This window comes from Vibrio jasicida 090810c (genome assembly GCF_002887615.1).
Taxonomy (GTDB): Bacteria; Pseudomonadota; Gammaproteobacteria; order Enterobacterales; family Vibrionaceae; genus Vibrio; species Vibrio jasicida.
This window is the reverse complement of the sequence record NZ_CP025792.1, coordinates 1,557,717-1,573,716: the sequence shown is the minus strand read 5'-3', so window position 1 is coordinate 1,573,716 and position 16,000 is coordinate 1,557,717. Positions and strand designations below refer to the sequence as shown.

Sequence of the window (16,000 nt, the reverse complement as noted above, 5' to 3'; positions counted from 1 at the left end):
ATTTAACAATGAATTAATCTGTGTCGCCTTGGGTGGGGATGGAATTGGAGTTAATGAGAGCATAGAAAAAAGGTTGATGCCTTCACATCAACCTTTCTTGTTAAAACAATTTGCTTGACCAACCGAGCTTGTTTCTTAGCACGTGGTAGTAGCTGTAGTCTTTTGGGTGGATCAGTTTAAGTACATTCGGGCTTTGATAAATATGAACTTCATCGCCTGGAGAAACCGGTAGTGAAACTTGTCCATCACAACTGACTTCTTGCGTACCGCGGTTTTCTGGTGACACGATCAATTTAATGCGTCGTTTTCCATCAACCACTAAAGGACGGCTTGAAAGAGTGTGAGGAAACATCGGAACCAAAGAGATTGCATTCAAGCTTGGCGACAAGATAGGACCACCACCGGAAAGGGAATAAGCGGTTGAACCTGTTGGAGTTGAAACGATTAAACCGTCGGCGCGCAGCGAAAACGCAAAGCTATCATCAATGTAAACTTCAAACTCGATCATATGTGCGACTTGACCAGGGTGAAGTACTGCTTCGTTTAGGGCGGCATTGTGGCTTTTAATCTGGCCATGACGATGCACTTCGGCCTCAAGTAAAAATCGCTCTTCTTCAATATATTCGCCATTCAGAACGGCTTTCAATGCCGTTTTGAAATCATCGGGGTTAAGGTCCGTTAGGAAACCAAGGTTACCTCGGTTCACACCGATCACTGCGACATCAAAGCGAGATAAAATGCGAGCTGCGCCTAACATGTTGCCATCGCCCCCAACGACAATAGCAAGATCGGCGTTTTTACCAAGTTCCACTAGGCTGGCAAATTGATTTTGTGGAATATCGTCTAAAATTGCAGCAAGGCGGTCATCGATAAACACTTGGTAACCTTCAGAGGTTAACCATTGGTAAAGCTCTCTATGAGTTTGAATAGCCTGCTGATCTCGAGGTTTTCCGATAATCGCGATCACGTTACATGGGTTTTTCATAGCATTTCCGCATTAAAGAGGCTTGAATCAGGAATCTTCATCCCCATAATAATGGCAAGTTACCTAAATATGCGAATTTTAATGTGGTTAGAGCCCGCAAAACGTGCGTAAGCTTTGAGGACATTATGTTGATTCTGGAGATATCATGAGCAACGAAGAAAACAAAGTTACTGAAGCCGAGCTTGATCAGATCATCGAAGAGGCTGAGAAAGTAGAGGCAGCAGCTCAAGAAGCAGAAGCGGAACTTGAAGACATTGGTGATGAAAAAGACGCTAAGATTGCTCAACTAGAAGCAGCACTTCTATCAAGTGAAACGAAAGTGAAAGATCAGCAAGATGCCGTTCTACGTTCTAAAGCAGAAGTAGAAAACATGCGTCGTCGTACAGAGCAAGAAATTGATAAAGCGCGTAAATACGCTTTGAACAAGTTTGCTGAAGAGCTTCTTCCTGTTATCGACAACCTAGAGCGTGCTATCCAAGCTGCTGATGCTGAGCATGAAGTGGTTAAGCCAATTCTTGAAGGTGTTGAGCTAACGCATAAGACGTTTGTAGACGCAGTATCGAAATTTGGTTTGAAAGAGATCAATCCAGAAGGTGAAGCTTTCAACCCTGAATTCCATCAAGCGATGTCTATCCAAGAAAGTCCTGACCATGAGTCAAATACCGTTATGTTCGTAATGCAAAAAGGTTACGAGCTAAACGGTCGCGTGGTACGTCCTGCAATGGTTATGGTTGCAAAATAATTCAGTAACCTACTGATATATATTTATTTAAATGCCTACTGGTTCTCAGTGGGCATTTTTGTTTCAAACATTGTCATTCTCATATTCACTCCTCTGAATATGAGCTAAATTTCGAAATTTGATCCTCTTCAAACTTTTTCCTATTGGCAAATAATTTTCCTATAGGAGATATCCTCTCTTTATCTTGCTTACTTATGGGATGCTGTGTCTATAAGTACCTGTTATGACTTGTCTTCAAAATAAAATTCTGAATATCAATCTAGAACTGGTGATTTACTTTTAATGTTAGTTATTAACATTCTCGTAAAGAAAGCCTTTATTTTGTAACTCTGATGTGTATTATTCGCGAGGTCTGCCGTAAAAATTAGCAGATGTAACTATAAAAATATAAATAGCAAACACAACATTTCGGAGATTTATGATGGATAAATCGCTTTCTAGTAAGATTTTTATCGGCTTGTTCGCCGGCCTCGTGCTGGGTACAGCTATTCAGTACTTATTTAGCGGTATTGCGATTTTTGATACCTATATTCTAGGTGCAGCAGAAGGTGCGGGCGGCATGTTCGTTTCGCTGATTAAACTTCTGGTTGTTCCTCTGGTTTATGTGTCAATTGTATGTGGCATTGTGGAACTTAAAGACATTCGTTCTTTTGGTCGCTTGGGTGGTAAAACTTTTACTCTTTACATTTTAAATACCGTCGTTGCGATCATTGCTGCTCTTACTGTTGCTATGATTGTTCAGCCTGGTGCAGGTGCAAACCTTGCGGGTACGATTTCTGATTCTGTGGCGCTTAAGTCAACAGAAACACCGGACATCTTCTCTATGGTTGTGAACATTGTTCCAAGCAACCCTGTACAAGCGTTTGCAAATGGCGACATGCTACAAATCATCTTTATGGCAATTCTGACAGGTCTTGCAATTCAAGCGCTTGATTCAAAAGGCGGCCCTGCGGTTCGTACTTTTAAGATGGCGAACGAAATCATGATGAAACTAATTGGTCTCGTAATGAGCTTAGCGCCATACGGTGTATTTGCTCTGATGATTCAACTTGGTGCAACCTTGGATGCGGGTACGCTTGCATCAGTAGCCGGTTACGTTGCTCTTGTGGTTTCAATGCTAGTGCTTTGGATCTTCGTGGTTTACCCTCTAGCAGTTCAAATGTTCACGGGTATTTCTGCGCGCGAGTTCTCTCGTAAGACGCGTGAACAAGTGTTGTTCTCTCTATCTACAGCAAGTTCAAATGCGACGATCCCAGTAACGATGCGTACTCTTACTGACAAGATTGGTGTGTCTAAGTCGGTAGCTGGTTTTGGTGTACCACTAGGTGCAACTATGAACATGGCAGGTGCTTCAATCTACATCGCAATCGCAGCGGTATTCTGTGCAAACGCGTTTGGTCAGCCTATTGCGGTATCTGACCTAGTGACTCTAGGCTTCACGGTTCTGCTACTGTCTATCGGTGCTGGCGGTGTTCCTGGCGGCGGTGTAGTGATGGTTGGTGTTATCCTTCACCAATTGGGTCTACCACCAGAAGGTTTAGCAATCGTTGCAGCGGTTGATCGTATTAACGATATGTTCTGTACATCATCTAACGTAGTCGGCGATACAGCAGTAAACACGATTGTTGCTAAGTCTGAAGGCGAGATTGGTAAAGAAGAAATCGTGGATGCTGAACCAGCACAAGCGAGTGCGTAATTCTTAATCGCTCACTTAATCGAATTCACAGCGAGGTCTTAGGGCCTCGCTTTTTCTTTTTAAGAGACGCTTCGCTTCGGGAACGGACTTCGTCCTATGGAACGCTGCGCTTCGAGATTCCAACATCCCGCTTTTTGCACAACTTTTTTCAATTTTTTTTGCTCTTTCCCTTGAAAAGCCATTTGCAGCCCTTATCTATTGGGCATAAGAGAAGCAAACATAATTATTTTTGTTTGTGAGCAAGGGTTGAAACCCGATTCTACGTCCCCACATAGGGGATATAGCAAAACGAAAATAGAATTTATTCGGAGATAGCCTGATGGGTAAAATCATTGGTATTGACTTAGGTACTACTAACTCATGTGTTGCTGTACTAGACGGCGACAAACCTCGTGTAATTGAAAACGCTGAAGGCGAACGCACAACGGCATCGGTTGTTGCATATACCGATGGTGAAACGCTAGTAGGTCAACCTGCAAAACGTCAAGCGGTTACAAACCCAACTAACACGCTATTTGCAATTAAGCGTCTAATTGGTCGTCGCTTTGAAGATGAAGAAGTTCAGCGTGATATCGAAATCATGCCTTACAAAATCGTTAAGGCTGACAACGGTGACGCTTGGGTAGAAGCGCAAGGCCAAAAAATGGCTGCTCCTCAAGTTTCTGCTGAAATCTTGAAAAAAATGAAGAAAACTGCTGAAGACTTCCTAGGTGAGGAAGTAACTGGCGCAGTTATCACAGTTCCTGCTTACTTTAACGATGCTCAACGTCAAGCAACAAAAGACGCTGGCCGTATCGCAGGTCTAGAAGTTAAACGTATCATCAACGAGCCAACAGCGGCTGCTCTAGCATACGGCCTAGACAAGTCAGGCGGCGACCGCACTATTGCGGTATACGACCTTGGTGGTGGTACATTCGATATCTCTATCATCGAAATCGATGAAGTTGAAGGCGAGAAAACTTTCGAAGTTCTAGCAACTAACGGTGACACTCACCTTGGTGGTGAAGACTTTGATACACGTCTAATCAACTACCTAGTTGACGAGTTCAACAAAGAGCAAGGTATCAACCTTAAGAACGATCCACTAGCGATGCAACGTGTTAAAGAAGCAGCAGAAAAAGCGAAAATTGAGCTTTCTTCTACTTCTCAAACTGACGTAAACCTACCTTACGTGACTGCAGACGCGACTGGTCCTAAGCACATGAACGTGAAAGTGACTCGTGCGAAACTAGAATCTCTCGTTGAAGACCTAGTACAACGTTCTCTTGAGCCACTAAAAGTTGCTCTAGCTGACGCTGACCTATCTGTAAACGACATCACTGACGTAATCCTAGTTGGTGGTCAGACTCGTATGCCTATGGTTCAAGCGAAGGTTGCTGAGTTCTTCGGTAAAGAAGCTCGCCGCGACGTAAACCCTGATGAAGCAGTAGCAATGGGTGCTGCAGTTCAAGGCGGTGTACTTGCAGGTGAAGTAAAAGACGTACTTCTACTAGACGTAACACCACTGTCTCTAGGAATTGAGACAATGGGCGGTGTAATGACTAAGCTAGTTGAGAAAAACACAACTATCCCAACTAAAGCGAACCAAGTTTTCTCTACAGCAGAAGACAACCAGAACGCGGTAACAATCCATGTTCTTCAAGGTGAGCGTAAGCAAGCGTCATACAACAAGTCTCTAGGTCAATTCAACCTAGAAGGCATTCAAGCTGCGCCTCGTGGCATGCCACAAATCGAAGTAACTTTCGACCTAGATGCTGACGGTATCCTTCACGTATCTGCGAAAGATAAGTCAACAGGTAAAGAACAGAAGATCACTATCCAAGCTTCTGGCGGCCTAAGCGACGAAGACATCGAGAAAATGGTTCAAGAAGCAGAAGCTAACAAAGAAGCGGACAAAAAGTTCGAAGAGCTAGCGGCTGCACGTAACCAAGCTGACCAAATGATTCACGGTACTCGTAAGCAAGTAGAAGAAGCTGGTGAAGCACTACCTGCAGATGAGAAAGAGAAGATTGAAGCAGCTATCGCTGAGCTTGAAACTGCTCGTAAGGGTGATGACAAAGAAGCAATCGATGCGAAAGTTCAAGCGCTTATGACAGCAGCTCAAAAGCTAATGGAAATCGCTCAACAACAAGCTCAAGCTCAACAAGCACAAGGTGCTGACGCTGATGCTCAACAGTCTAAAGAAGACGACGTAGTTGATGCTGAGTTCGAAGAAGTTAAAGACGACAAGAAATAAGCTTTCTTAACTAGGCGACCACGGTCGCCTAGAGTCGATAAGACTTTGTGTACGGGCGTTTGGGGTAACTCTTACGCCCGTCTGTTTGTCAACGTTGTCCTTCTAGCTAAGTATTTTGCAATAAGTGCACTTAGCTAGAATGATACAAACACCAAGCGGTGAATCGATGCCGTTTGCAGTAAATAATTGGTGACGAAGAACATGTCAAAACGTGATTTTTACGAAGTATTAGGCGTAAGCCGAGATGCCTCTGAGCGCGATATTAAAAAGGCGTACAAGCGTCTAGCGATGAAATACCACCCAGACCGTAACCAGGGTGATGAGTCTGCTGCGGACAAGTTTAAAGAAGTAAAAGAAGCGTACGAAATTCTAACTGAGCCTCAAAAGAAAGCGGCTTACGACCAGTATGGTCATGCGGCTTTTGAACAAGGCGGTGGCGGCTTCGGCGGCGGCGGTTTTGGTGGCGGTGGCGCTGATTTCGGCGACATCTTCGGTGATGTATTTGGTGATATCTTTGGCGGCGGCCGTCGTGGCGGTGGTCAGCAGCGAGCACAACGTGGTGCGGACCTGCGTTACAACATGGAACTATCGTTAGAAGAAGCCGTCCGCGGTGTTTCTAAAGAGATCGAAGTGCCTACGCTAGTCCACTGTGATACCTGTGATGGCAGTGGCGCGAAGAAAGGCTCAACGGCTGAAACTTGTGGCACCTGTCATGGCCATGGTCAAGTACAGATGCGTCAAGGCTTCTTCGCAGTTCAACAAACCTGTCCTACCTGTCATGGTAAAGGCAAGATCATCAAAGACCCATGTAATGAATGTCATGGTCAAGGTCGCAAACAGAAAACGAAAACGCTTAACGTTAAGATCCCAGCCGGTGTTGATACTGGCGACCGTATTCGTCTATCTGGCGAAGGCGAAGCAGGAGAAATGGGCGCACCAGCGGGTGACCTATATGTTCAAGTTCATGTAAGAGAGCACCATATCTTCGAACGTGAAGGTAACAACCTGTACTGTGAAGTACCAGTAAGCTTTGCAATGGCAGCACTTGGTGGTGAAGTTGAAGTTCCTACGCTAGATGGTCGTGTGAACCTTAAAGTACCGACAGAAACGCAAACTGGCCGTATGTTCCGTATGCGTGGTAAAGGTGTGAAAGGCGTTCGTGGCGGCGGTGTTGGTGATCTAATCGTTAAGCTAGTGGTTGAGACACCTGTTAACCTAAGCTCTCGCCAAAAAGAACTGCTTAAAGAGTTTGATGAGTCTTGTGGTGGTGATGCTGCGACTAAGCACAAACCAAAATCTGAAGGCTTCTTCAACGGCGTGAAGAAGTTCTTTGATGACTTAACTAGCTAATTGCTGACTAAGTTAAAATTTAATAAGAAGCCCGCATCAATGCGGGCTTTTTCGTATCTGTTTTCTTTTCGCCAGAGAAGGCGGCTTGATCAGTTCCAGCACTCGCTTGGCGATTCAATATTGGTTGAAGTGAGTGTTATTTTTTTATCTTGGTCGCTAGGAAAGCAACTGTCCCCATCTTGCCCACGATCAGATTTCGCGGTTGCCGTAATTGTGTATGCCACTGTTGCTGAACTTGCGACAGCAAAGGAGAAACGGTCTGTGTCCGAATCGCAGATCGTACAACTACCTCCAGATATAATCCCGCTCCAGTCATAGCCACCGTTGTAAGATGTTTCGAGCTCCAACTGAATGCGGCTAATATCACTCAACGCGACCGTTCTATGCGATGTGATCGTATGACCTGAGTAAGATGGATAAGCAATAGCTGCAATGATCCCAACAATCACGACTGCAATCAGTAATTCGATCAATGTCATCCCTCTTAATCGTCTGTTGTATCCGTTACAACTAGAAATTCGAATCATGACGAGTAGTTCCCTTTTCACTTTTCCGACTATTTTTCTCAGGTGATAGCATCTGTGCAAGATGAATTACGGCCCTCTCGCCGTTTGCATAGGAATTTGGGAAATGCCTCGCGGGTTTACGTTACTGGAGCTCTTAATCACCATTGCTGTAATGAGCATATTGTTAGCTGCTGCGGCACCATCTTTTCAAAATGTGTTTGAAACCAACAAAATGCAGCGATTAGCAGATGAGCTACATGGTTTTGTTATTCAGGGGAAATCTGAAGCAGTATTGCGCCGTGAGCGACTTTGGGCGCATATCATCATGTCTGGAAACTCATCGAGCGATGGTGATTGGCGCATTGAATTAACTGACAATGGAACCGAAGGTGCTGGGACCGTATTGTTTTCTTTTTCTGGCGTTCCCTATGACGGGATAGTCGTCACACCTAGTTATTCGTCTGGTCAAATAAGCTTTGATGATGTTCATGGTCGCCCTTCTTCGGGCAATATCCAATTCTATCCGGTTGGAGAATCTGCAAAAGCGCTTAAGCTTATTTCCCACACACTTTCCGCCCGTGTTCGAGTATGCAGTGATAACAACTCAACTGAATACTTTGGCTATTCCACTTGCTCTTAGTAAGGGTTGATATGTTAAAGCAAAAAGGGGCGAGCCTCGTTGAGTTTATGATTGCGTCCTCTTTGGGGCTCATTTCTCTCGTTATTGTTGGTTCGCTGTATATCAGCGGTCAAAAGGCTGCAATGGAGCGCTCCAAGGAACTGATGCTATTACAAAATACAGCCAGCGTTTTACAGATGTTGAGAAACGACATTCAACGCGCTGGGTTCGATGGTATTGATGGTAACTCCGTGAAGATTTCAGGAGCCAGTAATACTATCTACACCCTTGATGCTCCGGGTATGGGGCTTATTGCTTACGCCTACAATGTCGGGGCTTCCGGAGCGACGGCTTTGTATAAAAACGTTGTATATGAACAACGCGTCGATACACCAGAATCTCTGTTTGTATGTGAAAAAAAACAAACAACGATCTGGAGTGTAGCTGATGTCATCGCTCTATCTGGAACGGGATCATGTAACACGCTTTTTGATAAGAAAGCGATTCATGTGAATCAATTTACGTTGGCCGCGGCTACGGTAAAAAATACCGACGCCGAGACTGCCATGGTAACGGTTACGTTAGGGACAGAGTTAAAAGATGCGACTGATATTCGAACAGAGCAGTCGTTTACAGTGAAGCAAAGGAATTGGCAGTAATGAGAAAACAGCAAGGTGCCGCCGCGTTATTGGTCGTCAGTGTGTTGCTTGTTGCAGCGCTGATGATGTCACTAGGAAGCTATAAATCCCTTTTTTATCAAATTAAGCGAGCAAACAACCAAATTGAAGCTCGACAAGAACATTGGTTAGCTGAGGGGGGATTAGAGTGTTTCTATTCTTTAGTTCAAAGTACAGGTGATGTTTCTTCTGCAACGTCACTAATTTCAAACCGATGTGAAACACCGTTAGACCTGCATCAACTAACTTTAGAACCCGACAATAAGGTGCTAAGTCAGCCCGTTGCGAGTTCTAGCCGAACCATTGAAAAGCAACTAGTTCTATCTCGTGGAAGAGCTTCTGGAGCACTAAAAAGTAGCACTGATTTATATGTGAATGGCAGCTCTGCTTTTTCGACACCAGATCCTGGAGAGTTAGTCGGTAGTGGGTGGGAATGTGTGGCTATTCGCTATAAAAATGCTTTCCATTCTCGAGCTGGGGCGACTAATCAAGGGGTTATCCATGGCTCAGCGCCTTATGCAGATTTTGTTCACAACAACATAGATTGTAAATCTGAGCATAAGAGTGTCACTGCTTCTGACTCTGGCTATGGTGAGGACTTTATTCAAGATGCAGATCTAGAGCCATTTTTCGACATTTTTAGAGAGCAGCGTAGTAATTGGGATTCTGTGAAATCTGACTGGGGTTTTACTGCGATTGATTACGATGATTCAACCAATCAAATTGTTACCGATTGTGGAAAGAAAGTTGGGGAGCAAATTTCAGCAGGTAAAACTCATATTTGGGTGACTGGGTCCTGTGAGTTTACTTCCTCGAAAAAGAATAGCTCTGGAGGTTATGAGAATGATTCTGATGGGGTACCAATCAAAGGTGGCATTGATTATCTCAACGAAGCCTTTGATGCAACAGGAGAAGCTCCAATATTACTCTTGGTTCAAGATGGTATCTTCGCTGTACATGGCTCTATGACTTTCCCCGGTATGCTTTATCAACTCACAACCAACTCACTTACAGGGTTGGATACACATTGGGATTTATTCGAGGCCAAAGATCACTTTGGAGATGCGGCTAACTTTCCCACGCTTGCTTTAGATAAAGTCGTTTACCTCCAACGCGGTTCCTTTAGTTTTTCGGGTGGACAAGTGTTAGATAGCCCTGGTTATAGTGCTTATTTTGTTAACTCTCTAAATTTTGCATACAACCGAGATAACATCGATGAGGTAGTTGATCCGATTATTAACTTCCGTTGGAAAAAAGGCTCTTGGAATGATCTCTAAACAACAAGGTTTTAGCTTAATCGAAGTGCTGATTTCTTTTCTGCTATTGGGAATCGGAGCGCTTGGTCTAACAAAGTTGCAAATCTACATGGAGCGTAAATCAGAATATGCTATCCACAGTATTGAAGCGCTGCGTTTAGCTGAAAATCAGCTCGAATGGTTCAGGACTCGCGGGGCTTCTGATGCGCTTTCTACCATCTCTACCGCTTCCTTTGCTTCGATTGCAACAGGATCTTCTGCTACTGGATCTTATATCGTTGAGTGGGAAGTTCCTACAGCAACGATCTCCGGATCTCTCAAGACCATCACGATAACTGCTAGTTGGAAAGATAGGATAGGGGAGACGCAATCCCTTGAGTTGAAAACAATGATTTCGCAGTACAGTGAATTCGAAAACTAACGATTTTGTATTTTTCTCGTCATTACATTTGTCGTTAACATTTGTGCTTTTTATTGCTGTTTTTGGTAGTTAATAGGTGGTTTTAGAACTGTTAATGCGAATGGTGTGCTACTGTTTTTTTTATGTTTAATTGATATGTCGTTTTTGCAAAATATGTCTCCAAATATGGAAAAAAACATAGAACCTTGTGCTTTCTTAATCACTATTTAATAGAATGCTCGGTTGAAAATAGGCCGTTATAATTACTCAAATAGGCCATGGCACCAACATCATTCATATGGAGTTACCATGAGTAACCAAGCTGTAAATAAAGCACCGTCACCGAAGCCGAGCGGGATGGATCGCTTTCTGAACTTTATCGAAAGAGCGGGTAATAAAATTCCTGATCCAGCGATTCTGTTCTTCTGGGCACTAATCATTACTTGGGCTGCGTCTGCACTTTTGTCGAATGTTTCTTTCGACCTTCTAAACCCTCGAACTGGCGAAGCTCTTACTATTACTAACCTTCTTACGGGTGAAGCACTAGCAAGTTTCCTTGCTAACATGGTGACAACGTTCACTGGCTTTGCTCCACTGGGTATCGTACTTGTTGCGATGCTAGGTGTGGGTGTTGCCGATTCGTCTGGCTTCATCACCACTGGTCTTAAGAAGATGCTGAACTTCACGCCAGCAAAACTTCTTACTCCAATGCTAATTCTTGTGGCAATCGTATCGCACACTGCTGCGGATGCGGGCTACGTTCTAGTTATTCCTCTTGGTGGTATCATCTTCCACGCAGCAGGTCGTCACCCTCTAGCGGGTATCGCAGCTGCGTTTGCTGGTGTATCAGGTGGTTTCTCTGCAAACTTCATCCCTTCAGGTATCGACCCTCTACTAGCTGGCTTTACTCAAACAGCGGCACAGGTTCTTGACCCTGAGTACGTGGTTAACCCGCTAGCGAACATCTTCTTTACTGGTCTATCTTCAGTAATCATCGTTGCTATTGGTTGGTACGTAACTGAAAAAATCATCGAACCTCGCCTAGCGAACACACCTGTTGATGAAGATGCAGAAAAAGCACCAGATCTTGGTTCTTTCACTGAAACTGAATCAAAAGCTTTCCGTTACGCTGGTTGGGCTATGATGGCAGGTATCGCACTTCTTGTTGTGGCACTTATCCCAGAAAACTCTGCACTGCGTTCACCTGAAGGTGAAATCACTGCGTTCTCTGCGCCAATCATGAAGTCTATCGTTCCGTTGATCTTCATCCTGTTTATCATTCCGGGTTACGTTTACGGTCGCGTTTCTGGCACGTTCAAGACAAGTAACGACATCATCAAAGCGATGGCGGATACTATGTCTACGATGGGCGCATACATTGTAATGTCGTTCTTCTGTGCGCAGTTCCTATCTGCGTTCGCGCAATCAAATATCGGTACGATGCTAGCGCTATACGGTGCGGAAGGCCTGAAAGCGATGAACCTACCTGGTGAAGCAACTATCATCGGTATGATTCTTCTAACGGCTTCTGTAAACCTTCTAATCGGTTCTGCATCAGCGAAATGGGCTCTTATCGGTCCTATCCTAGTGCCTATGCTAATGGCTGTGGGTATCTCGCCTGAGCTATCTCAAGCGGCTTACCGTGTAGGTGACTCTGTATCGAACATCATTTCACCTCTGATGGTATTCTTCCCTCTAGTAGTGGTTTACTGTCAACGTTACGTGAAGTCGACAGGTATCGGTACGCTAGCTTCTCTAATGATGCCATTCTCGATTGCGATGCTAATCGGCTGGTCTATCTTCTTAGTTGCTTACTGGATGCTAGGTATTCCTCTAGGTATCCAAGCGCCATACACATACACAATGTAAATACCGTCATATTTGGCGCTGTAGCGTTGTTAACTGCGCAAGTTCACCCTAATCACATAGAGCCTCTATGCTCATAGGGCTGAACTTGCTTGTTGCCTAGCTACAACACCAACTATTTAGGTATTGGTAATTCGAAAGCGCTGGTCGAGAGACTGGCGCTTTTTGGTTTTCGGGAATCGAAGAACGGACTTTGTCCTATAGAAAGCTTCGCTTTTTAAATCAAGAGGTGTACTGGAAGGTTGATGAGAGAGACTCAGTTTAAACAGCGTTGACAAAATTTGCTCCTAGAAAAACAAAATAAGCCGCATCCCGCATCCCGCATCCCGCATCCCGCATCCCGCATCCCGCATCCCGCATCCCGCATCCCGCATCCCGCATCCCGCATCCCGCATCCCGCATCCCGCATCCCGCATCCCGCTTCCACTTCCTCTCTTTGAAGGTTAAAATCCACTTTCCATAATGACCGATCCCAAAACTGGAGCCTCTTTTGTCAGACTCACAATTCTCCCCTCAAGACGAACTATTTATGCGCCGTGCGATAGAGCTTGCAGAGCAAGCTGAAGCGGAAGGGGAAGTGCCTGTTGGGGCTGTGCTTGTGAAAGATGGTGAAGTGGTTGCTGAAGGTTGGAACCGCTCTATTTGTTCGCACGATGCGACCGCTCATGCTGAGATCCAAACCTTGCGTAAAGCGGGTGAGGTGTTCGAGAACTACCGTTTACTTGATACTACGCTCTATGTGACCTTAGAACCGTGTCCTATGTGCGCAGGTGCGTTACTACACAGTCGAGTAAAGCGCGTGGTATATGGAGCTCCAGATCTTAAAGCTGGCGCTGCAGGGACCGTTCTGAATTTGTTTGAGAGCCAAGCCGCGTATCATTATGCGACAGTAGAAAGCGGTTTGCTGGAAGAGGAATGCAGAGGTCAGTTACAGGCGTTCTTTAAACGTCGTCGTAAAGAAATTAAAGCGAAGAAGCAGGCGCAAAAAGCGTTGGACAATGAACAGGGAACAAAAGACGAATAACAGGGAGTTTGATGGTTGTTTTTAGCAAACACCTACCGTGCAGTAGATGTTTGCTTCAAGTTTTCAGTGATTCACTAAGTGAACGAAAACACGATTACGTGCACTGACTTTTCTTTTCATGGTTGTAAGCGTGCGCTTACGGCGGTTAGCAGCCACTGTTTTATTCAAACGTTTTGACTGCACTCTGCGTTTTCTCATTATCAGAACCTCTTGCAGACAACGAACACACTCTCCGACACTCGCATAGCAAAGTATCCGATTCATGATCAATAGATGTCATTCTTATGATGCATACTCATGGATGATGGTGACATCATATCAAGGAGAGGGTGACCAATTGAGCTCACTGTTTCTCTTCCGTTACTCGGTATTTCACGAAAAAACTGGCTAGATAAATGAGCTCGAAAGACGGGATTCTAGTGAGTTTCTGTTGTCGACTCAATAAAAAAATAGCGAGCTGTTAGCTCGCTATTTTCGAAAGGTTTATTCTTCTTTTGGATTCGGCGTTTGCTCTGCATTTTGATTTGGGCTGGCCTCTGTACTTGGTGTTGTCTCGACCGCTCCCGAAACTTGCTCAGCTAAGGTTTCCACCGCTCCAGACGTTAACAGATCTGGGGATAGTGGTGGAATGACTTGCAGATCTTCTGTGTCTTCGTCAATCGCAGGCTTTTGGCTGACATGCCCAATGATGGATTGATAGTAGCGACGAATGTTCTCAACATAGTTGCGTGCTTCATCACCACGAGCATAACCATAACGTGTTTGGCTGTAGAAGCGCTTCTGGCGCAGCAAGGGTAGACGTTCTTTAACATCTGCCCACGCGTTTGGATCGCCGCCTTGTGCTTTAGTCAGGCGTCGTGCGTCCATCATATGACCATAACCCACGTTGTATGATGCTAAGGCAAACCAAATCTTTTCATGTTCATTAATTGAATCTGGAACACGTGCGACTATACGACGTAGGTATTCCACACCACCGCGTACGGATTGTTCCGGATCAAGACGATCTGTTACACCAACACTTTTTGCGGTAGGGAGCGTGAGCATCATCATGCCACGAACGCCAGTCGGCGACTTCGCTTTTGGTTTCCAATGAGACTCTTGATAAGCCAATGCAGCAATCAAGCGCCAATCAAACTCTTCACTGTATTTTTGGAACAGCGGTGCCCATTTAGGCAAGGTATTGTCCAGTGCGCGTATAAAAGCACGAGTATCGACATAATCGAAGGCTTCGATATGTCCAATGTACTTCTCTTCTAAAGTCGCCAGTTCGCCAGATTGTTTAATGTTGCCGAAGAACTCGATCAACATTGCGTAGAAGCTTTCATCTTCAGAGCGACGAGTAAACCAAGAGACGGGTTGGTCTTCTGTCAATTCAAAGGCTAAAGCAAGATCCGGGTACAGGCGCTGTGCCAAAGACAGTTCTACTGAATCGGTTACCGTAAAACGTAACTCACCTGTAGAGACATGCTTGAGTAGATCTCGCGTATCCGCATCACCAACAATCTCAAATTGGAAGTCTGGGTATTGTTTCTGTAGCGCCGTTAAGGTTGGAACAAACTGAGATTGTTCAACTATCTGAAGAGTTTCTGCCCCAGCATTTGAACCTTCTTCCGCATTACTGTCTTTTTTAGCTTGATAATTGATCAGCTGATTAATGTCGCGAGGACGAAGCTGACCTTTTTTATAAACCACTTGTTGGCTGACGTAATAGTAAGCGGGTCCAGGACGAAAACGTTGTACAGCTTCAGAAGTTTGGTTTAAACCTGTCGCAATAATATCGATGTCGCCTTTCTTTAATGCAGGGAAGAGATCTGCTTGGCGAAACGCCGGTCGAATCTCCAGCTTCACACCTAATTGCTCAGCAAATTTTCGTGCCAGTTCGTAATCCAAACCTGCCGGGCCATCAGGTCCGATGTAGTAGGAGAGTTGGTTGTTTAGCGTGCCAACACGTAGGACACCACGCTCTTGGATTTGCTCGAATTCACTTTTTGGCTCCGATTCAATCTGGCAAGCAGAAAGTAAAAGCACAGACGCGAAAAGTAGGGCGCTGCGCTTGAGTCGGTTGAACTGACTTATTTGCATTAATTCGGTACGTCTCGATAAATTTCTAGTTGCCTTTATATCAAAGCGAGCTGGTTGGGCAAAGTGAATCAGGCAGATAGAGTGCGACATTGTGTGATTTATCGACATTTAAGGATACCCAAGTAACCTCGAGATACTTGGTTCAGCGAGAATGACTTGGTTTGAAAGCGAGGCAACAATTTGAAAATCTAGTGATTCTAAATTGATAATTGGTAACGATGGATTCGAGCCAAGGCAACTCGCCCTTTGGGAGCGTGTCACTGAAACAATTTCATCGTCAAACAACTTGGAAAGAGCTTGCTATTACACGGTGTTGCTTTCCTTGAACTTGAATCAGTGACACTGCTCTGACCCCTGAATCTTGAAGTCACTTGGGTATAAATCAAATTTGACGAAAAAAATGACGCAAACGGTTGCTTTTGGTGTTACATCACAAAAACAATTGCTATATAATGCGCTCGCAACGAAGAGGTGGCATCGGCATAGGTTTGAAAAACCTTCGGGAATAGCTTCGAAGAAAACAGTATAACCCACTGAATTTATTCCAATATCACCTTA

At 44.7% G+C, this 16,000-nt stretch carries 13 protein-coding genes; 10 read left to right on the top strand and 3 right to left on the bottom strand.

What is annotated here, in order from left to right:
- Positions 1-100: 100 nt before the first annotated feature.
- Positions 101-985, bottom strand: coding sequence for an NAD(+) kinase (nadK, locus tag C1S73_RS07390; RefSeq protein WP_038868771.1), 885 nt, complete (start codon positions 983-985; stop codon positions 101-103).
- A 145-nt stretch (positions 986-1,130) separates the two neighbouring features.
- Between nadK and grpE the strand changes: the two genes are divergently transcribed.
- From grpE to dnaJ, 4 genes are all read left to right on the top strand, one after another.
- Positions 1,131-1,727, top strand: coding sequence for a nucleotide exchange factor GrpE (gene grpE / locus C1S73_RS07385; protein WP_038868770.1), 597 nt, complete (start codon positions 1,131-1,133; stop codon positions 1,725-1,727).
- Positions 1,728-2,148: 421 nt separating this feature from the next.
- Positions 2,149-3,423 carry a dicarboxylate/amino acid:cation symporter gene (locus C1S73_RS07380; protein ID WP_038868768.1) on the top strand — a complete coding sequence of 425 codons (1,275 nt, stop codon included), beginning with the start codon at positions 2,149-2,151 and terminating at the stop codon, positions 3,421-3,423.
- 319 nt (positions 3,424-3,742) lie between these two features.
- Positions 3,743-5,659, top strand: coding sequence for a molecular chaperone DnaK (gene dnaK / locus C1S73_RS07375; RefSeq protein ID WP_038868767.1), 1,917 nt, complete (start codon positions 3,743-3,745; stop codon positions 5,657-5,659).
- Positions 5,660-5,860: 201 nt separating this feature from the next.
- Positions 5,861-7,009 (top strand): molecular chaperone DnaJ, encoded by a 1,149-nt coding sequence (gene dnaJ / locus C1S73_RS07370; RefSeq protein ID WP_038868766.1) that lies wholly within the window; start codon positions 5,861-5,863, stop codon positions 7,007-7,009.
- Between the two features lie 89 nt (positions 7,010-7,098).
- On the opposite strand, the gene C1S73_RS07365 is transcribed toward dnaJ, so the two are convergent.
- A complete protein-coding gene (locus tag C1S73_RS07365) occupies positions 7,099-7,536 on the bottom strand; it encodes a type IV pilin protein (protein WP_038868765.1) in 438 nt (145 codons plus the stop codon).
- Positions 7,537-7,639: 103 nt separating this feature from the next.
- Between C1S73_RS07365 and C1S73_RS07360 the strand changes: the two genes are divergently transcribed.
- From C1S73_RS07360 to tadA, 6 genes are all read left to right on the top strand, one after another.
- Positions 7,640-8,155: a GspH/FimT family pseudopilin gene (locus tag C1S73_RS07360; RefSeq protein WP_038868764.1), complete on the top strand. Its 516-nt coding sequence runs from the start codon at positions 7,640-7,642 to the stop codon at positions 8,153-8,155.
- An 11-nt stretch (positions 8,156-8,166) separates the two neighbouring features.
- On the top strand, positions 8,167-8,793 hold the full coding sequence (locus C1S73_RS07355; protein WP_038868763.1) for a PilW family protein: 627 nt from the start codon (positions 8,167-8,169) through the stop codon (positions 8,791-8,793).
- On the top strand, positions 8,793-10,088 hold the full coding sequence (locus C1S73_RS07350) for a hypothetical protein (protein ID WP_038868761.1): 1,296 nt from the start codon (positions 8,793-8,795) through the stop codon (positions 10,086-10,088). Before C1S73_RS07355 ends, C1S73_RS07350 begins: the two co-directional genes overlap by 1 nt.
- Positions 10,078-10,488, top strand: coding sequence for a type IV pilus modification PilV family protein (locus C1S73_RS07345; RefSeq protein WP_038868759.1), 411 nt, complete (start codon positions 10,078-10,080; stop codon positions 10,486-10,488). The genes C1S73_RS07350 and C1S73_RS07345 overlap by 11 nt, the downstream gene beginning before the upstream one ends.
- A 288-nt stretch (positions 10,489-10,776) precedes the next feature.
- Positions 10,777-12,336: an AbgT family transporter gene (locus tag C1S73_RS07340; RefSeq protein ID WP_005440222.1), complete on the top strand. Its 1,560-nt coding sequence runs from the start codon at positions 10,777-10,779 to the stop codon at positions 12,334-12,336.
- 487 nt (positions 12,337-12,823) lie between these two features.
- Entirely contained in the window at positions 12,824-13,357 is a 534-nt protein-coding gene (gene tadA, locus C1S73_RS07330) for a tRNA adenosine(34) deaminase TadA (RefSeq protein WP_038865456.1), read from the top strand.
- Between the two features lie 483 nt (positions 13,358-13,840).
- Here the strand turns inward: tadA and mltF are convergent, their stop codons facing one another.
- Complete coding sequence (gene mltF, locus C1S73_RS07320) at positions 13,841-15,442, bottom strand: membrane-bound lytic murein transglycosylase MltF (protein ID WP_038865454.1); 1,602 nt, start codon at positions 15,440-15,442, stop codon at positions 13,841-13,843.
- Positions 15,443-16,000 lie beyond the last annotated feature (558 nt).